Below are 20,474 nucleotides of genomic sequence, written 5' to 3'. Positions count from 1 at the left end.
ATTGTATACCCATATTTTTCAATTGTCTATAAATTCTGACTTTTTATACTAAAATTTCTTCATTTTTAAGTAATTTTAAAAAGAAAAAATCATTTCAACACGTAGTTAAAATGATTTTTTCACCTAGATATTATAGAGCTGTGCCATGACAGTTTTTAAATTTCTTGCCGCTACCACATGGACATAAATCATTACGGCCAATGTTTTCAGCTTTACGTACTGGTTGCTTTTTCGGCGCAGCGCCACCTTCTTCTTTTGGATTAACAGCCTGCCCCTTTGCCACCTCTTCACGCTCCAGATTATTGCGGATTTCTGCTTTCATCGCATATTTCGCAACATCCTCGCGAATAGAGGCTACCATATCCTCAAACATCGCAAAGCCTTCTTGTTGATATTCACGAAGTGGATCGTTTTGACCATAAGCACGCAGATGGATACCTTGACGTAGTTGATCCATTGCATCAATATGATCAATCCATTTTGTATCGATTGATCGTAATAAAATAACCTTTTCAAACTCACGCATACGCTCTGGTGTCAGTTCTGCCTCTTTTTCATCATAACGAACATGAACAGCATCAGAGATTAGCTGATTAATATCTTCAGCAGACTTGCCTTGGAAATCAGATACTTTAAGTTGACCTTCCTCTAAAAGATTAGCCGCTACAAAGTCTTCAATAGCCTTTAGGTTCCAATCCTTCTGTTCACCTTGAGTATACAGGCTAACAACATTATCGATTGTTTCTTGAATCATAGACTCAACAAGCACACGCATATTTTCTGTTTCTAGTACATCATAACGCTCTTTATAAATAATCTCACGTTGCTGACGTAGTACATCGTCATATTGTAATAAGCGTTTACGCGCATCAAAGTTATTACCTTCGACACGTTTCTGCGCTGATTCTACAGCTCTCGACACAACTTTAGATTGCAATGGCTGGGAATCATCCATACCTAAGCGCATCATCATCGACTTCATATTATCAGAGCCAAAACGACGCATTAAATCATCCTCTAAGGATAGGTAGAATTGTGTAACCCCTGGATTCCCTTGACGACCAGAACGTCCACGAAGCTGATTATCAATACGACGTGATTCATGTCGCTCTGTACCGATTACCGCTAAACCGCCAATTTCGAGTACTCCTTCGCCAGGTTTAATATCGGTACCACGTCCAGCCATGTTTGTTGCAATTGTCACTGCACCCTTTGTACCAGCGTTCGCAATGATTTCAGCTTCACGTTCATGATTTTTCGCATTTAATACATTATGAGGAATTTTATGTTTATCCAATAGTTTAGAAATAATCTCAGACGTTTCAATAGCAACTGTACCAACAAGAACAGGTTGACCAGCTCTATGACGCTCTGCGATATCAGCAGCAACTGCTTTATATTTCCCTTCCATCGTTGCAAAAATCAAGTCAGCACGATCATCACGAGCAATCGGTTTATTCGTCGGAATAGCGACAACATTCATATTGTAAATATTACGGAATTCCTCTTCCTCTGTTTTCGCTGTACCTGTCATCCCTGCAAGCTTTTGATACATACGGAAGTAGTTTTGGAAGGTAATTGTCGCCATAGTCATCGATTCATTTTGAATCTCAACGCCTTCTTTAGCTTCAATTGCTTGGTGTAAGCCATCAGAATAACGACGACCCTTCATCAAACGACCAGTAAAGCCATCAACGATCACAATTTCGCCATCCTGCACAACATAATCGACATCGTTATGCATACTTACATGCGCCTTTAATGATTGATTGATCGCATGATTTAAACGAACATGTGTCAAATCAAATAGATTATCGATGCCAAATGCTTTTTCTGCCTTTTCCACACCTGCATCTGTTAACGTAACACCTTTTGTGGACTCTTCATACGTATAATCCGTTTCTGCATTTAACATACGTACAAACGCATTTGATTGTTTATAAAGCTGTGCTGATTTCCCAGCTTGACCCGAAATAATTAATGGCGTACGAGCTTCATCAATTAAGATCGAGTCCACCTCATCAATGACAGCATAGTGCAATGGACGTTGTACACGTTCCTCTTTGTAAAGCACCATGTTATCACGTAAGTAGTCAAATCCTAGCTCATTGTTTGTACTATACGTAATATCTGCCTCATAAGCAGTACGTTTTTCATCTTTTGAAAGGCTATTTAAATTAAGCCCAACAGATAAGCCTAAGAAATTATAAAGTTGTCCCATTTCAGCAGCATCACGACTCGCTAGGTATTCGTTGACTGTTACAACATGTACACCTTTACCAGTGATCGCATTTAAATAAACAGCCATTGTCGCTGTTAAAGTTTTACCTTCCCCGGTTTTCATCTCCGCAATATTCCCCTCATCAAGAGCGGCTGCCCCCATGATTTGAACGCGGAATGGGTACATCTCTAATACACGTTTTGCCGCTTCTCGACAAACAGCAAACGCTTCGGCACGAATCGACTCTAAATGCTCACCCTCAGCATAGCGCTTTTTAAATTCATCTGTTTTCGCTTGTAGTTGATCATCTGAAAGCTGTTCCATTTGAGAAGCGAATCTCTCAACTTGGTCAGCGATTTTTTCTAATTTTTTTAGCTCACGTTTATTGAAATCAAATAATTTATTTAATAGGTTTGCCATGAATGTTTTTCACTTCCTATATAGATTCAACTTTCATTTTACCATTGTGTAACAGTTTCATGCAAACTGTCACCCCGGCTACATATGATTGTCATACCAAAAAAAGGCCCTCGCCATCGCGAGAGCCTTCGTCATCATGAAGTTTTAAGTTGTTTCAATTAAGCCATATTTTCCATCTTTACGTTTATATACAATATTTGTGCCGTTCGATTCAGCATCTGTAAAGACATAGAAATCATGTCCAAGCATATTCATTTGTAGAACTGCCTCTTCTTGATCCATAGGTTTTAAATCAAATTGCTTTGTACGAACAATTGAGTACTCTTCTTCCTCTGACACAGCATCAGCGGCTGCTTGAGTAGTAGCAAAATAAAGGCCTGCACCTTCACGCTCGCGGAATTTACGGTTTACTTTTGTTTTATGCTTGCGGATCTGACGCTCTAATTTATCAACAATTAGATCAACAGCAGCATACATATCATTATGACGCTCTTCAGCACGAAGAGTTAGATTCTTCATTGGAATAGTAACTTCCACTTTAGTTTGTTTGTCATTGTAAACCTTTAAATTGACATTAGCGTTGGCATTAACATCTTCGTTAAAATAGCGTTCAACTTTATCGATTTTGTTCTCAACATACTCTCGAATAGCTGGAGTTACCTCAATATTTTCACCACGAATGTTAAAGTTTAACATGTAAACTCCTCCTTTATAACTGCTATACTATCTATTTCTACACAAGTGTGTGAAATTCCTCTAAAATCATTCTTTTTTTTACAAAAATTTTTATAAATTATTATTTTGTTTTTTCGCTTCTGCTGCTTCCTTTTTTCGTCGAAGCTTTAGTTCTTCAACAATCAAATCTTCCACGGGTCCTTGATTATTGAAATAGATGCCATATTGCTTGCCGCTCCCAAATGGACGACTCCAAATCACTTCCCCATAAGCGCGAACTTCTTGTGTATCAAGCACAAAATGGATATCTAATGGAGGAGGGTTTATACCTAAATCCACCTCCGTAAACATCTTCAATCCACGTGGGCTAATATCCAACAAGTCAGCCATAGCCGTTTGTCCATGATTGACCTTTCCATTCTCATAAATAGCAAAAGTTATTTGAATAGGCTCCTTAAATTTAAATCGGAAACCTTCTTGACGCTTAAAAATCATATTCCCACCCCAGTACTCTTTTAAACATGTTTATTGCTTTGATTATGCCATGATGCCCAACTAACAGCCACAGGGAATAAGTAACATATTTTACCGTTGAATAGCCTAATTTATGACTATTTCATGATAATAACGGTTTAACAAAAAAGAGACCATCTCTTTCGATGGTCTCTAATTGTGTCTAAATTTGTCCGCTGTTTCCCTGACCAAATTGCTGTTGTCGATTAATGCGAATTACTTCCTTCCACGTATCGCGAAATTCCGTCACCAATCCTTCCACTTCCTCAATAATGGCTACATCATTTTGAATGTTGGCTTCTACTAAACGATGATTCATATATTCATAAAGAGGTAGCATTTGTTTCGAAATCTCAATATCCATATTGAGTGTAGACATCAGTTCACTAATAATCGCCTGAGCTTTTTGAATGTTTGTATTTTTCTCTTGAATATTTTTATCTTGGATAGCTTGTTTCGCCTTATGCAAGAATTTTAAGCATCCATTATAAAGCATTAATGTCAATTCGCCAGGTGAAGCTGTAGTCACACTATTTTGTTTATACGCGTTTTGTGCTGTTAAATTTGCTGCCAATAAAGGACAACTCCTTTGAAAGGTTACTTATTTACTAGTTTAAACCATTTTCCGAAGAAAAGCTATTTACGTCTCAGCGTAAATTTGTCTGGATTTTGAATTGTATGATCACAATTCACTCCTTTTAAAATCGGATGACATCTGCCAATGCTTTATCTTCATTCAGCTAGCAACTTCCAGCACGATGAATGAAGATAAACTATTAATTTTTTTTGTCATAATACATGCCATCCATTACGCGAACATTCGAGTAAGGATTATAATATTGCTGTTCACTTTTCTTCGTTTTTTGTAGGTTCGCCATGTCTTGTTTGACGGTATTCATTACAACAGCCAATCGTTCTTTTATACCATTATCTAATTCTAGCAATGTTCGATGAATACGATTTTGATTATCAAAACGAAATCCTTCTTTCATTAAGTTTTCCATAATCGTACCACGCTTGTCCAGCATGTTGTTGATTACTATAATGTAATCGTCGCGTTCTTCGCCTTTAGGAATATTACCTAAATGCTTAAATAAATTAGCTGAAGTCTGCAATAGTTGTTCTATTTGCTGCATAATATTTCACCTACCTTTATTAGAAGCCTCCACCTTGCATGAACATGCCTGACTGCTGATTTGCTTTATTAATGGCTTGTTCCATGGCTGTGAATTGTTTCCAATATCGTGCTTCAATATCTACTAGTTTAGCTTGTAATTTAGAAATACGATCATCAGACTCTATAATTAATTTACCTAAACTATAAGTTTGATCTGTTTTGCCTTCCTTACCAGCCTTCTTCTCAATGCTTTTAGTTAAAGCATCTATTTCATCTCTTAGACGTTTCGTAATCCCCCGTGAATCTTGAGTTACTTTTCTACCTTTTTCATCAGTTATGGTAGTAACGCTGCCTTGATTAGTAAACATTTGAATAACTTGATCAGGATCTTTTTCCAATGCTGCATCAAGTTTCTTGTCATCTATTACTAGCTTTCCACCATCTGATAGTATCTTAGATGTTGTAATCCCAATTTCAGCTAAAGAATCAATTGTATCATCACCCAATCCTTTGACAGACGATACGAATTGCGAGCGCATCTTCGCTAAACCATCGCGAATTAAAGAATCGCTACGTAATAAACCGCTTTTAGCTTTTTCATCCCACAACTTTTGCTCGCTTTCAGACATATCTTCACGTTGTTCTTTTGTCAATGGTGGATAATCACGATATTTCTTCTCTTTTAATAGACCATTCAGCGTATCCAGCATTTCATTATAAGTTTTTACAAACTCTTGAATACTATCTTTTATGCTTTTAGTATCAGTAGTAGAGGTTAAATTAACTGGAGCTACAGTAGGAGAAGTATCACCTGCTGTGCTACTCTCTGCAGCCTTTGCATTATCATAAGATTTTTGAGCCTCCGCAATACGTTTCAGACCAGACTGAACATCATTTTCTGCTGTTTTATATGCTGCTAGATTCTCATTATTAGTTTTCTCAACTACACTAAATTGTTTAAAATCTTCTAAGGATCCACTTAAATCCGCTAAACGGGCTAAATCAACTCTATCCATCTTTTCGAATTTTTTCTTAATAGCATCATCTTTTCCTGCTAAAATTTGATCTATTTCACTATTATCCTTACCTTTGATTTCAGATAAAAATGCTATATCGTCTGCAGACAGGTTACTCAAAAAAGTCTTATCTAAAGATTTATAGGAGTTTTCAAAATCTATTTGATGTGCTCGGTCGAGTAATGCCCCTCCATCTGTACTTTGTAAAGATTTTAAATCATCTGCAGATAGTCTTAATAGTTTTGCCTTTTGTTCATCTGTTAAGCTTGAATTGTTAATCGATGTTTTAATACTGTCTGCATCTGTATAATCGATGCTCAAAGATTGTAAATCATTCAAATCAGTAGAATTTAGGAGAGCAACCTTACCTACATCTGAAAACTTATCAAATTTCCCTTGTTGATCTACTGTTAAATTATTTTTCCCAAAAATACGCTCGTGCTCTATTTTATACGTATCATTATAATAAGTATTGTATTCTCCAAGCTTTTTATCTCTATCAGCTTCTAAAATTGGCTGTGCATCTTTCGCATTATTCAATTCTATAAGTGTTGCTGCTACACGATCAGCTGCTCCTGCTTTAGCATTGAATGTTGACTTAAGTGAGACCTCATAGCCAGAAATCGTAATTGTATTTGATGAACGCTCCATCGAAATACCATTAACTTTTAGAATCGCATTTTTACCAGATATAAGAGTTGCTTTATCCATCCCTAATGCATCAAATAGTTCTTTTCCTTGTCCAAAGACAATCTCCCCGCTACCACTTTTTACACTACCTGTATTATTTGCAGTTAATGAAAGTTGTCCATTTTCAAATAATGCTGTAACCCCAGCATTGCTCTGATTGATTTTTTTCACTAAATCATTAATTGTATCTTTCGATGGGTCAAAAGTAATTGTAGTTGCCTTTTCTGCTAAATTACCGTTCTTATCGATTGATTTTAGCTCTATTGACTTAACAGATTCCCCCACCAAAGCTGATAATTTTGTTGTACCTGTATATCCTTTTTGCTCACCAATCAGCTGAGTTGCAGTGGCTAATTGGGAAACACTTTCAATATTGAGAGAACCTGTCGCTGTATTTGTAGCTTTAACAGTTGCTAGGTTTTCATTAGAAGATGTAGCAGTTTTTTTCATCATTTGACTCTGTAACCACATCTTTTCCTCTAAAAATTTATTGAGTTTCTGTGTAGCTACATTCACATTTCGATATGCGTCACGTTGCCATTCTAATGTTTGTTTTCTTTGAAATGCTTTATTCAACGGCATTCTTTCTGCTTGCATCAATTTCTCAACTATACTGTCAATATCCATCCCTGAGGCTAATCCACCAATTCTTGAAACCATGTTTCATCCTCCTATTTTTCCTTTATATTTTTTCGTCTACAATCATTCCTACCATTTTTTTCATCTCATAAAATGCATCTAATAATTTTTTTGGCGGAATTTCTTTTAGTACTTCTTCGGTATCACGATTTACGATTGTTACATAATAACGTTCTAATCCCTCATGATAAATAAATTTAGAGGAACTGTTATTAATTTCCAAAAATTCATTTACAACATCAACTGCCTGTTGTAGTTTATCCTTTGAAATTTCTTGATCTTCCTCTACTGCTGTTGCTTTTTCTATCACCGGTTTAGAGTTTGCGTCTGAAACAATAGGTGTTATATTTTCCTGAGCATTCATAGCTCTTGTATTAGTTGGTGCAGTAATCGTATCAATTGACTGTCCTTGCGATACAATACGCATGTAACTCAACCTCCCAAACTTTTCAATTGCTTACCATTATTATCGGAAGTATTTTGAATTGTTTCACGTTTTTTGACAAACAATCAGTTTCAGTCTTTTTAAGAATAATAAAACCTCCTAATCTTTATAAAATAGACTTTGGAGGTTCAAATCAATTATTTAATTAGTTCATGTATATAATCTTCAATCTTAGCTAGAGTTTTATCTGCCTCTTTTTTACTTTCCTTTTTAACACCTATATAAATTTTACATTTAGGTTCTGTTCCAGAAGGTCGAATACAAATCCATGAATCATCTTTTAATCTAAATTTGAGAACATCTGTTTTCGGTAAAGTTAATGCATGTTTTTCACCATTTGCAAGATATGTAAAACCAATTTTATAATCTTCTTTAGCTACAACCTTGATTTCAGCTATTTCAACAGGTTTTTTGTTTCTAAGGTGCTCCATAATATTGATTATTCGTTTCTGCCCCTCCATCCCCTCATATGTAAATGACAACAATTTTTCTTGATAGTATCCATGTTGCTGGTAGAGGGCGTTCAGCACATCTAAAAGTGATAGATTTTGCTCTTTATAATAAAAAGCCATTTCTGCAGTTAAAAGCGCAATTTGTACTGCATCTTTATCCCTTACAAAGCTACCTGCTAGATATCCATAGCTTTCTTCATAGCCAAATAAAAATGAATACTCACCAGTTGTTTCAAATTCTTCGATTTTCTCAGCAATATACTTAAAACCTGTAAGTGTATTTATAGTTTGTATGTTAAAACTATCGGCAATTGCTGTTCCTAACTCAGAGGTTACAATAGTTTTTAACATTGCTCCATTCAAGGGTAAAGTTCCTGCCCGTTGCTTTGTAGAAAGTATATAGTTTAGTAACAGGGCTCCAAGCTGATTCCCTGATAGAAGCTGATAATGTTCTCCATTATATAATGCTACACCAAGACGATCAGCATCTGGATCTGTAGTTAGTATTAATTCAGCACCAACCTTCTTTCCTAAAGCAATACCCATTTCAAAAGCAAAAGCATCCTCAGGATTTGGATACAACACTGTCGGAAAGTCACCATCTTGGATAGTTTGTTCGTTAACAATATTTACATTTGTAAAACCTGCCTCTTTTAAAGCACGCTTTGTCGGCACAAGACCTGCTCCATGTAAGGGTGTGTAGACAATGTTTATATCCTTTTTACCATTACCTTGAACAAGTTTTTTTAGAGCTGCATTATACGCATCATCCAATTTTGCTAACATTTCAATGCAATAACCCGATGTAAATAATTCGTCTTTTGCTAGGGAATGAATTTTAAAAATATCTTCTACACTTTTCATATGTTCAGAAATTTCATCAGCAAATTGAGGGGTTAACTGTGCTCCATCTTGTCCATATACTTTAAAACCATTATACTCTTTAGGATTATGACTTGCTGTAATAACTACTCCTGCATAAGCCGATAAATATCTAATAGCAAAACTTAATTCAGGGGTTGGTCTACTTTCACTAAATACATAGCTTTGTATACCATGTGCAGCCAAAACTCCTGCTGTTTCATAAGCAAACTCCTGAGAAAAATGCCGTGTATCATAGGCAATAACGACACCACTCTTTTTCGCCGATTCTCCCTGACATTCAATTTGACGAGCTAATCCTTCTGCTATTAAACGAATGGTATGTACATTAATACGATTCGTGCCGGCACCTAACTTCCCACGCATTCCACCCGTACCGAAAGGAACTAACTGATAGAAATGATCTTCTATCGCTTGCTTATTATTAGCAATTTCTAGCAGTTCGTCTTGATAGTTACTATTCGCTTTTTGACGCCATAAATCATACAATTCTCTATGCACGAACCTTCACCACATCTTCCTTTAACAACTCTAACATTTTCTTTTTATAGGCTTCTACACCAGGTTGATCAAATGGATTTACCCCCAGTAAATTAGCACTAATAACACATGCTTTCATAAAGAACATCATCAAATATCCAACATGATACGCATCTAATTTTGGTAATTCTATCCGAATGACAGGTACGCCACCTTCTTCATGTGCAAGTGCAACCCCATCTTTTGATGTTGCATTTACCTCATTCATTGATCGACCAGCTAAATAATTCAGACCATCTATATTTTCAGCAGAAAAAGGGATTTCTATATCTTCTTCGATATTATCAAAGTGAATAAGTGTTTCAAACATTATACGACTACCGTCTTGAATAAACTGTCCAATAGCGTGTAAATCTGTCGAGTAGTTAACGGTTGAAGGATATAGCCCTTTATGCTCTTTCCCTTCACTTTCTCCAAATAACTGCTTCCACCATTCATGTAATTTATTGAGTTTTGGCTCAAACGAAGCAAGTAATTCAACGGAATAACCCTGTTTATATAATTCATAACGATTATACGCATAATCGACAGCGCTGTTTGACTCACTAGAAAGATCTATTTCTGCTTGTCTTCCACCACGAACAAAAGCTTCTATATCAATACCTGCTACTGCAATTGGTAATAAACCTACTGGCGTAAATACAGAATAACGTCCCCCCACTTCAGACGGAACAGTAAATTGGCGATACCCTTCTTTAATGGCAATTTGCTTTAATATTCCTTTTTCAGCATCAGTAGTCACAATTATTCTTTTACTAGTTGCGTTACCATAACGACGCTCCATATATTTTTGCACAACTCGAAATGCAAGAGCAGGCTCCATCGTTGAACCGGACTTTGAGATAACATTGACATAAACGTCCTTTGTATCTAAATAAGACAATAATTGCTTTAAATAGGCACCACTCATGTTATTTCCAGCATATAAAATTTCTACACCATTATTAGTATGGAAATAAGGAGTTAGTGCATCAATCACCGCACGTGCACCAAGAAAAGAACCACCGACACCAATAACTAAGAAAATTTGTGCTCTTGAATTTATCTGATTTGCAACATTTTGAATCGCAAAAAGCTCTTGCATAGTAACAGGATTATAATGTTGCATGCTTGGATTTTCTGAAATTTTCATTTTAGGAAGATCAGTTAGTGGCTGAAAATTAATCATGTCGTCAACTCCTGCGAAAACAGCCTACCCTTTTTATGGTAAGCTGTTTGTTATATTACTTATTTCGGTTGTTTTACTAATTCTTTAATATTCGACACGATTATTGATAAATCTTCTACTGTCATATTTGGATGAATTGGTAATGTTAAAGTTTTTTCATACCACTTTTCTGCAATCGGACATATTCCACGTTCATACCCAAGTTCCTTATAATAGGGGTGCCAATAGACAGGAATATAATGTACATGAACTCCTATATTGAAAGATCTCATTTGTTCAAATACAAACTTACGAGATATTCCCTCAAGCTGAAGCATATACAAATGCCAACCAGAATTAGTTCCCTTTAACTGCTGTGGAACGATAATTCCTTCTATACCTTGAAATGCCTCTGTATAAAATGCAGCAATTTCACGGCGTTGTTGGATAAATGTATTAATTTTTTTCATTTGTGATAACCCAAGCGCAGCTTGTAAATCAGTCATTCGATAATTATAGCCAAGGTCAGTCATTTCATAATACCACCCACCTTGTTCAGCAGAAAAGTCAGTTTGCTCAATACCATGGCTACGGAACAATTGTAATTTACGATAATATTCCTCATTATTCGTTACAATAATGCCACCTTCAGCTGTTGTAATTGGCTTTACAGGATGGAAGCTAAACATCGTCATATCTGCCTGTGTACCAACTTTTTTTCCTTTATATTCAGCACCAAGAGAATGAGCACCATCTTCAATCACAACTAAATTGTGTTCACGTGCGATATCCATAATGATATCCATATCAGCTGGTTGACCTGTAAAATCAACTGGAATAATTGCCTTTGTATTTTGTGTAATCTTTTTTCTTATCTCTTCAGGATTAATGTTGTAAGTATTTGCATCAATATCTGCAAAGACAACTGTTCCTCCCATATAACGAACACAGTTAGCACTAGCTGCAAATGTAATGGGTGAAGTAATTACCTCATCCCCTTCGCTTATATCTGCTGCATAACACGCTGCGTGAAGTGCCGCTGTTCCGTTACAAAATGCAACAGCATATTGAGCGCCAACATAATTGGCAATTGCCTGTTCAAACTGTTGAATCTTTGGGCCTTGTGTTAAAAAGGGAGAGCGTAATGTTTCTATAACAATCTGTATGTCGTCCTCATCAATCAATTGACGACCATAGGAAAGAAATTCAGGCAATTTTTTCATAGCTATTCCTCATTTCTCAAAGCAGAAATTATAGGAGGGTCGATTCTTGGTATTTTACCATCTAAAAACTGGTCTACAATATCATTGTTATATTGATTATAAACAAAACGTAGATGTTGAGGCATCCAATCGTTACCTACCCATAGCTTTCCATTTCCTTTTTGTGGATGATATACTATTTGGTCAATAGATGTTGTAGTCAGAATTGTAGTTAAATCCGAAGCAACTTGAACGACCGCTTTACAAGCAACATCATGAAGCTTATCACCATAATCTAGATTCGGAACTGAGTGATGGACAATATCTCCTGCATCTAATCGAGCTGATAATCGATGAATTGTCATACCTGCCCAATTTGGACGTAACATAAAGAATGGCCAAAATAGTGTAGTATTTCCTTTATACCAAGGTGAAAGCCCACCATGAATATTCCATGAATGCTTTGGTAAAACATTTAACAACTCGTCAGATAATTTATGTACCCCGTAACTTATAGCTATATCAAATGATTGAGAACCAACCCATTTAATTGTTGCCTCACTATTTAATTGTGCTAAAGACACGTTTAGAGTCGGCATTTCAAGTTGTACTTTTTCATGTCCTACAAAATGGCGCTGTTCGGCTTCATCTCTATCTGCAAAATGTCGAATAAAATTCAAGCGATCGATTTCTTCTAGATTAGCTGGTGGTTGAGGGACAAACGCTTCTCGAACTTCCATTACATGAGCAGCTACTATACCTAATTCAGCTAGTTTATTCACTACATATAAATGTCTCGGATGTGATCCTGTTAGTAATAATACTCTCACTAAAATAACTCCTTCTCGTCATAAAATGGACCTTCAAGTAATTGGTGTTCTTTTAATACATCAATTGAAATTTTATAATCTTCTAGTGAATAGTTTAAAGTTTTAGCTACATCAGATAATCTATGTTTCCCATCAGAATAATTTAAAAGTGTTAGCACTTGATTTAATTGTTGTCGATTATCTATTTTTTTACTGCTAGAGTTCCCCCATGTTCCAGGGGCATTTATATCAGGATAAAGATCATATTTTCCTAGTTTTGGTTCACCAAATGGTTTTTTATTAATATAATAGCCATCTAATTCTTGCAGCTGTAAAATTTTTTCAATTTCATTGACACTAGTTAATAAAGCTTCTATTGTCATATGCTCTTTTGTATCTAAAGAATTATGATAGCCTTGGTACGTTCCATATATCATTTTAGAGAACTGCCCTACAGGTAAATTAAAACCAGGCGAACAATATTGACGTTCATCTGAACCAAACAATGGTGTAAATGGACGTATTGAATAACTTTGTTGTCCTCTTTCATTTAAGTAGGTTAACAAATTATTAAGTGGCGAATTAGTATTACGCGATTTTTTGTAACTAAGCTGATGCTCTTTACCACCCAAACATGTTAACACTGCTCCAGAATATATATTTTCCTTTAAATGTTGTCCGTATTTTGATAAATATGCTATAGATCCAATTGTTTCTGGTAAAAAAACGAATCGATAAGTTAACTCTCTATTTTCCCACTGTTTAAGGCGATTATATAAAAAGGTTGCAACAATTGGTCCACTTAGTTCATTATTAGCCATGGAAGGATGACAGATATATGTACTAATTAATACTTCTTTTTTTGATTTTCCAGGTAAAACAGCTTGAGCAAAGTTTAACTCACCATCAATTTTTTCACTATCAATATACACATGGTACTTTCCATCTGAAAGAGCATCTAATTGATTTTGGCTCATACAAAAACCCCAACGTTCCTTATAATAGGAAATTACATACGGCACAGCTTCTGGTAGATGGGGAATAGTATGAACATGTTTCTTTAATTCCTCAAGAGAAAGCCACATATCTATAGGTTCACTATAATTTACAACATGTAAATTTAAATCCTTTATATCTATGATTGTCTCACCATGCTCATCCTTAATCCAAGCTTCATGTATAACCCACTCTTTTGGAATTTCCCAGTCGAAAACTTCTGTACCTGTTGGTATTCCTTCCATTTCAAGTGGTATATATTCTTGAAGGATATGAATTGTTTCTCGAACACCTTCTCCCGTAATACTACGCATAATTGGAAAAAGTCGATCAAACAATTCGTCCATTTCTTTTAATTCATTCACAGTAATAACTCCCAACTTAAAGGTGTTCCCTTTTTCACATCTTGTTTAATAGTCTTTCCAAGTACTAAATCATAGTATTTTGTTGGCAGCCCTAAACCTGGTCTAACATTTCGAAGATTTTCTTCTGTTAAAACGTCGCCTGCTTTTAAGTCTTCCCCTATATATAATGAACGTCGAAATTTAGTTGAGTCCTTTTCGGCTTCTGTTGGACCATAATGAATTTGCCCTAAGCTTCGCCACGCTCGTTCAGTTTCCTCTACAAGCATTTTTAACTCATGTGGCTCCATTGAAAATGCAGAATCAACTCCTCCATCAGCACGCGAGGTAGTGAAATGTTTTTCAATAACAGTTGCTCCAAGCGTTACGGCAGCAACCGATACACCAACACCCATCGTATGGTCTGATAAACCAATCTCAGTTCCAAGCAAATCCCGCATATGAGGGATTGTAGATAAATTAGAGTTTGCTGGGGTTGCTGGATATGTACTTGTACATTTTAATAAAACAATTTGCTGATTTCCTTCAGCTTTTGCAGCTCGAACTGCTTCATCAAGCTCTGCTGCTGTTGCCATACCTGTCGAAATAATAATTGGTTTACCTGTGCGAGCAACTTTTTGAATTAACGGTATATCCACATTTTCAAAAGATGCAATTTTATACGCAGGTACATTCAAAGTTTCTAAAAAATCAACAGCTGTTTCATCAAAAGGCGAACTAAAAGCTAGTAAACCATGTTCTTTCGCACGATTAAAAATCGCTTCATGCCATTCCCAAGGAGTATAGGCCTCTTTATACAAATTATATAGGGAATTCCCTTTCCAAAGGTTGGCATCATCTTGGATAAAAAACTCACCTGTATGTACATCTAATGTAATTGTATCCGGTGTATACGTTTGTAGCTTTAACGCATCCACACCAGCTTCAGCTGCTAAATCTACTAAATGCAAAGCTCTTTCTAATGATTGATTATGATTGCCAGACATTTCTGCAATAATAAAAGGCTTTGCATGCTTGCCAATCTCTTTATGTCCAATTTTTATCATGCTAACAACTCCATTATTTGTGATAACCAGGCATTTGGTTGTTGTGTGGCTGTTAATTGTAAACCTATTTTTTCAAGTCTCACCACATCTAAATCGCCTAATCTATTTAGCAAATGTTTATACGTATCTACTGTGACATCTTCATGCCATCCTAAACTAATAACTGCTCCAAGTTGATCTGTATAATTAGTTGTAATGAGTTGATTGTCAGCAACTATAGTACTTGAGGATGGGAGTCCAACATAGCAACGCTCCCACATTGAACTTCCACCTGCCCCAATAGAAAAATCTGCTTGTCGCATTAGCTGTGCCATATAAGGAATTTGACAATGATAATGGTAATTACGTTCACGGCAAATTTGCTCAATTTCTTCTTTATGTACATTTCCATTACCTACAACAACATCTACATGGACAAATGTCAATTCTTCAAGTGCAGTTAATATTTTTAGCGTTTCATGGGTTGGATCAGTTCCCCCCATAAATACAAGAAGTCGTTGAATATCTTGATTGCGCTTTCGAATTTGCTGACGGGCTTCAATAAACTCTTCACGCATAATTAAGTACTTAGGGCCCAATAACTTAATACAATGCTTTGGTACAAGCTCATCATAACGGTCCTCAAAGTTTGGCACAACATTTTGATCAAGCAATACATCACAATCATGTACTCTTGCTAAATCATCAATCACCATTAGTTTTTTTGTATATGGACGAATATTTAGTTCCCACTCTATATCAAGCCCGTAATGATCAATAATATAAAGATCAGCCTGGTCAGCCTTAGAAATAGTTTCATAGCCTTGTTGCGCAACATAATCTATTAAATTGCCGACATGTGGCTCCATCCAAAATTGAAGATTACAACCTTCTCGCTTTAAATTATGAGCAATTGTTAAACAGCGCATAACATGACCGCTTCCAATGTCTACTGATGCATCAGTACGGATAATTATTTTTTTCATTAAATCACCGGCTTTTGTTCAATATGTGCATTTAATATAGCGACATTAGGCGTTTCTCTTAAATAGCTAATAACCTCTGAACTTGATACTAACGGGTTATTAAAATGCTTCGCTACTGCCGAAATCAACTCATAGTCTTCTGCAGTATCTAACGTGATACGTAGCTCAGGTGCTATTCGATTTGTAGGTACCTCATAAGTAACAGCACTAAATTCTTCAAGAAATTCATATGCATAATAAGTGACATGCTCCCGATGGCGTGGTTCAGTCCCAGTTTCATATATACGTAATAGTGCCTCATAGGAAATAAGTTCAACCGCTAAACCACGTGGAAGCTCTCCATTCATTAATACAATGTCTTTCTGTTCTTTTTCCATTAGTGAAACAATCTCACTTGCCATTTCATAATCAACAAAGGGGCAATCTGATGTAACACGCATAACATAATCAGGCTTATACATTTTAGCGCATTGCACATAGCGATCCAGTACATTATCTTCAGAACCACGGAAATAAGCTACCTGATGCATTTCACACCATCTTGCAATAGCATCATCCTGTGGTAAATTACTTGTTGCAACAATTACTTCACTTACCCCTTGAATTGCTCGACATCGTTCTATATCATATGTAAGTACATCCACATCCCCAAGCTGTTTTAAAATTTTACCAGGTAGACGGGAGGATCCCATTCTGGCTTGGATGATTACAATTGTATTCATCTTGAAACACCTCGATCTATATAATTACTACTTCTCTTGTAAACGATGTTAAAAAACTCTGCCCGTCCCACACCCCATTAAAATCAAGTGCTTTACCAATAGGGACAATACGATCAATACCACGAGTTGAAATAGCTTCTACTAAATTCTCAAGTTCCTCGCGTTTAAATCCAAAGTAGGCAATTGTTTGATCTTTGTCTATTAGTACATCTGCTAATTCTTCAAGTTTATCAACTTCGTATTCATAGAACAAACCACCACCGCAGTGACGTTCCCGAACGTCTACTGGCACATCAGATAGTTTCACACGTGAAAAATAAGTTCCATTTTTCAAATTCTCCACATTACTTTCTGTTGCAAGAATTAAGCTTGTTGTATATTTTAAAACTTGTGTCGCAGCCATTAACTTATACTGTTTTTGCTGAATCTTTTGTTCAAACGCTAACCAAAAACGATTAATGGCCTGTTGATTACCTCCACACCATGTTATTAATCTTGGAGAAGAGCACGCCATTTGATCGAACCAAAAAACATCATTATAAAATTGCTCTAATAGACTGTCTAATTGTGCTTCTTCTGCTTTAGCGAGTACATCACTATTTAATACTGCCAACGAGAAACGATCTGGAAAAGCAAGTTCATTAGCTAAAGGAGCTAGTGGTATTTCTCGAATAGTACTAATCGTTTCATCCCCACCCCAAATCACACGTGTTTGACATGTAGCACTTAAGACAGCTGTTGTATTTTCCTCGTGACCATACGTACATATTATCGTCTGTTTAGCGATTTTTTGAAATTCGTTCCGCGCTAATTCATCAATAATAATCTGTAGAAGCAAGTTTAGTCCGTTTTGTTCCTTGCTTGATATTCTAATGACATTTCGGTTGCCTGCTAGTAACGATAACATCCAGGAGTAAACAAAAATAGTATCAACATTCGACGGAGCCATATGAAAGACCGTCCCACGAGCTTTTATAATTTTTTTAACTGTATACTGTTCAAAAGCTGTTTGCATTTCTTTTATATTCGCCTTTCGTAGCCAATAACCTAATGCTACTACTTCAGGTAATTCTCTTATTCGGAGAAAGCGCTTGGAAATTGCTTGTGTGAATGCCACAACTTCTTGATCAAATGGTTGATTCGGTTTATTCGAAGATAGTTGCTCAATGGCAACTTCAAATTCTATATTTTTCGGCCAAAATAATTGCATCATTTTGTACCTCCTTGAAACGTATCACTACACCCTCTTAGCTCGGCCTTCGGAATTCTGCCTGCTACAGAAAAATATTTCCCTTTCCAACCACATGGACAATCATCTTCCCCATGAATTGTACCCAAATCCTCAGTCAGTAATGAATGCCCTGGGTAGCTTTTGGGTAGCTCACTCAACACCTGAATAAGCCCCTGTTCTCCGTAAGGAATTGGCTCAAAAGTTATCGGATTGCGAATAATGACATCAGCGTAGCTAGGTGTATGCAGATGGCCCATACTACACTCAACAAAAATAGAACCGACCTGCTCAACCATACCGTAATAATTATGTACCTCACGAATTCCCAGTTGCTGATTTAACAACCGATTAAAAGTTAATGAATCGACTGCTTCATCCTTAAGCTTCTTCCAGCCACCACCGTGAATTAAAATACTGTCGCCAAAATCAATCTCTAAGCCTCGAGCTACAGCCTCCTTATAGACATACTGCCATATCATAAAAGTAAAGCCGAACAGTAAAATTTTCTGTCCTTCAAATTCCTTTAGATATGCCTGTAGACCCTCGACATCCAAACTCATATCATCATTTAAAGCATAAAAATGCTTACGTCCAAAATTGGAAAAGCCTAAAATCCCAGCACCACGCGCACTAAAGGATTTTCTGTCTTTTAAAACAGACTTCGTATCTAAAATAATCATCGGTAAACGTTTACTGCCTAGTAACGGCTTCATCACTTCCACCAATGTTTTTGTTTGTGAAGCAGATGTTTCCTTATCTAAATAAATTTTCGACACCTGCTGCCCTGTCGTACCACTTGATGTAAGTATTTTTACTACCTCTTCTTGTGAAATCGATTTTAAATCTAAAAGCTTAAATAATTGTACAGGTAGGTAGGGTACTTCTTCTAATGAGCTTGCCTGCTGTAGAGCACCACTTTTTTCAAGCATTGCCATATAATCTGAACAGTTTCCAATATGCCATTTTGTTAAATCATTTAGTTTATCTAATAGCTGCGCTGATTTTTGCTCTCGTTCCAAATGATAAGGGGCAATCATAAACAGCTCTCCTTTAATTTCATATAATCTGTTTTGCTATTTGCAAAGCGTGGTATATCCATCACTTTTATCTTATAGGCAGTTTTATGCAGTTTGTATAAATCCTCTACTGCTTTTTTTATAGGTTCAACAAATATTTCTTGTTCAATGGCTATAATTAATTTATCGTCAGAGCCAGTACAAGCTAAAGGTATGTGAAAGGAGGACTCGAGTTTTTTCTCAACTTCATCTAGGTTTATACGCAAACCAAAAAGCTTAATAAAGCGCTTCATTCGCCCCGTTATCGTAAAGTATCCTTCTGCATCAACAGTTGCAGTGTCACCAGTATGAAGCACGCCACCAAGCTCATCTGATTTTGCTAAGTCTTCAAGACATTCAGCATATCCCATCATGACATTTGCACCTTTATAAATAAGTTCTCCTGTTGATTCGTTAACTTCCAAATGTCCATCAGGAATCGCCACACCAATTGTTCCTGCTTTTTCTAGCACTTTTTCAAAAGGAATATAGCTGATACGTGGTGCTGCTTCAGTCTGTCCATACATCACGTAAAACCGTTTATCTCTTTCCTTTGCATACTCTGCAAAAAACTTCACAAGCTTTTCATTTAGTCGTCCACCAGCTTGTGTCAAAGTTTTTAATGTCGGTAATTCCATTTTAGTAAAACCTATACGTTGCAACATTTGATAAGTAAAAGGAACCCCTGATATAGATGTAGCCCCCTGATCTTTCGCAAAACTCCAAAAGGATTTTTCCATGACACTTTCGTCTGTTAATAATATAGAAGCACCAGCATAAAGATGACTATTTACTATGGACATACCATATGAATAAGAAAGTGGTAGATTCATAATGGCACGTTCCTTTTCATCTATATCAAGATATTTAATAATAGATTCTGCATTTGAACGAATATTTTCATACGATAAACGGACAAACTTTTGGCTACCAGTCGTGCCTGAAGTACTCAATAAGATCGCTAGGTCGGGATGTATATTCATGTTAATATTTTCGATTCTTACTAAATACTCACTACTTCTCTCATAGCCATCATAACTCTCTAAACCTACAATCCATTTTGGTTCATATCGGATTATAATATCTTCTAAAAGTTCACGATTAATATCTGCCGAAAGTAGCATCACGGCATGCTGACTATTCATAGCTGAAACATAGGTTGATAGTATATCAATGGTATTCTCACATAAAATTAATACTAATTCTTTTTGTGTACTTTTAAATTCCACTCTAGAAATTTCATTGTACGTATATGTACGTTCATGTGTAATGACTGCAACTTTATCGTTGTTCAGTTTAAAAAAACTCATTCAATCTCTCCTTCCATTG

The 20,474-nt window shown here is 36.2% G+C and carries 18 protein-coding genes; all 18 read right to left on the bottom strand.

The annotated features are described in order from the left end of the window. Positions 1–130: 130 nt before the first annotated feature. Entirely contained in the window at positions 131–2,641 is a 2,511-nt protein-coding gene (secA, locus tag C7B89_RS18375) for a preprotein translocase subunit SecA (protein ID WP_115674274.1), read from the bottom strand. A gap of 144 nt (positions 2,642–2,785) precedes the next feature. Beyond that, the gene (gene hpf / locus C7B89_RS18370) at positions 2,786–3,337 is read right to left on the bottom strand and encodes a ribosome hibernation-promoting factor, HPF/YfiA family (RefSeq protein WP_004227537.1); all 552 of its coding nucleotides are present in this window, start codon (positions 3,335–3,337) and stop codon (positions 2,786–2,788) included. Between the two features lie 90 nt (positions 3,338–3,427). Further along, a complete protein-coding gene (locus C7B89_RS18365; RefSeq protein ID WP_048392058.1) occupies positions 3,428–3,811 on the bottom strand; it encodes a PilZ domain-containing protein in 384 nt (127 codons plus the stop codon). Between the two features lie 181 nt (positions 3,812–3,992). Then, positions 3,993–4,403: a flagellar export chaperone FliS gene (gene fliS / locus C7B89_RS18360; RefSeq protein ID WP_004227541.1), complete on the bottom strand. Its 411-nt coding sequence runs from the start codon at positions 4,401–4,403 to the stop codon at positions 3,993–3,995. 202 nt (positions 4,404–4,605) lie between these two features. Further along, positions 4,606–4,965, bottom strand: a complete 360-nt coding sequence (fliT, locus tag C7B89_RS18355) for a flagellar protein FliT (RefSeq protein WP_112117401.1) — start codon at positions 4,963–4,965, stop codon at positions 4,606–4,608. Between the two features lie 19 nt (positions 4,966–4,984). Beyond that, entirely contained in the window at positions 4,985–7,312 is a 2,328-nt protein-coding gene (fliD, locus tag C7B89_RS18350) for a flagellar filament capping protein FliD (protein WP_112117400.1), read from the bottom strand. Between the two features lie 22 nt (positions 7,313–7,334). After that, positions 7,335–7,718: a flagellar protein FlaG gene (locus C7B89_RS18345; RefSeq protein WP_115674273.1), complete on the bottom strand. Its 384-nt coding sequence runs from the start codon at positions 7,716–7,718 to the stop codon at positions 7,335–7,337. Positions 7,719–7,873: 155 nt separating this feature from the next. After that, positions 7,874–9,571 carry a phospho-sugar mutase gene (locus C7B89_RS18340; protein ID WP_115674272.1) on the bottom strand — a complete coding sequence of 566 codons (1,698 nt, stop codon included), beginning with the start codon at positions 9,569–9,571 and terminating at the stop codon, positions 7,874–7,876. Beyond that, complete coding sequence (locus C7B89_RS18335) at positions 9,564–10,778, bottom strand: glucose-6-phosphate isomerase (protein ID WP_115674271.1); 1,215 nt, start codon at positions 10,776–10,778, stop codon at positions 9,564–9,566. The genes C7B89_RS18340 and C7B89_RS18335 overlap by 8 nt, the downstream gene beginning before the upstream one ends. Positions 10,779–10,837: 59 nt before the next feature. Continuing rightward, the gene (gene pseC, locus C7B89_RS18330) at positions 10,838–11,980 is read right to left on the bottom strand and encodes a UDP-4-amino-4,6-dideoxy-N-acetyl-beta-L-altrosamine transaminase (protein WP_115674270.1); all 1,143 of its coding nucleotides are present in this window, start codon (positions 11,978–11,980) and stop codon (positions 10,838–10,840) included. 2 nt (positions 11,981–11,982) lie between these two features. Next, positions 11,983–12,789 carry a formyltransferase family protein gene (locus C7B89_RS18325; protein ID WP_112117396.1) on the bottom strand — a complete coding sequence of 269 codons (807 nt, stop codon included), beginning with the start codon at positions 12,787–12,789 and terminating at the stop codon, positions 11,983–11,985. Next, positions 12,789–14,129, bottom strand: a complete 1,341-nt coding sequence (locus C7B89_RS18320) for a DUF4910 domain-containing protein (protein ID WP_233436300.1) — start codon at positions 14,127–14,129, stop codon at positions 12,789–12,791. Before C7B89_RS18320 ends, C7B89_RS18325 begins: the two co-directional genes overlap by 1 nt. Beyond that, complete coding sequence (gene pseI / locus C7B89_RS18315; RefSeq protein WP_112117395.1) at positions 14,126–15,172, bottom strand: pseudaminic acid synthase; 1,047 nt, start codon at positions 15,170–15,172, stop codon at positions 14,126–14,128. Before pseI ends, C7B89_RS18320 begins: the two co-directional genes overlap by 4 nt. Then, positions 15,169–16,137 carry a UDP-2,4-diacetamido-2,4,6-trideoxy-beta-L-altropyranose hydrolase gene (gene pseG / locus C7B89_RS18310; protein WP_115674269.1) on the bottom strand — a complete coding sequence of 323 codons (969 nt, stop codon included), beginning with the start codon at positions 16,135–16,137 and terminating at the stop codon, positions 15,169–15,171. Before pseG ends, pseI begins: the two co-directional genes overlap by 4 nt. Next, positions 16,137–16,859, bottom strand: a complete 723-nt coding sequence (locus tag C7B89_RS18305; RefSeq protein WP_115674268.1) for a cytidylyltransferase domain-containing protein — start codon at positions 16,857–16,859, stop codon at positions 16,137–16,139. The genes pseG and C7B89_RS18305 overlap by 1 nt, the downstream gene beginning before the upstream one ends. Before the next feature lie 16 nt (positions 16,860–16,875). Further along, the gene (locus C7B89_RS18300) at positions 16,876–18,072 is read right to left on the bottom strand and encodes an acyl-CoA reductase (protein WP_244205707.1); all 1,197 of its coding nucleotides are present in this window, start codon (positions 18,070–18,072) and stop codon (positions 16,876–16,878) included. Then, entirely contained in the window at positions 18,069–19,127 is a 1,059-nt protein-coding gene (locus tag C7B89_RS18295; protein ID WP_115674267.1) for a LuxE/PaaK family acyltransferase, read from the bottom strand. Before C7B89_RS18295 ends, C7B89_RS18300 begins: the two co-directional genes overlap by 4 nt. After that, positions 19,124–20,455, bottom strand: a complete 1,332-nt coding sequence (locus C7B89_RS18290; protein ID WP_115674266.1) for an AMP-binding protein — start codon at positions 20,453–20,455, stop codon at positions 19,124–19,126. The genes C7B89_RS18295 and C7B89_RS18290 overlap by 4 nt, the downstream gene beginning before the upstream one ends. Positions 20,456–20,474 lie beyond the last annotated feature (19 nt).

The sequence above is a fragment of the Lysinibacillus capsici genome (assembly GCF_003367505.1).
Taxonomy (GTDB): Bacteria; Bacillota; Bacilli; order Bacillales_A; family Planococcaceae; genus Lysinibacillus; species Lysinibacillus capsici.
The sequence above is the reverse complement of the archived record's forward strand: the minus strand, read 5'-3'. Positions and strand labels throughout refer to the sequence as shown.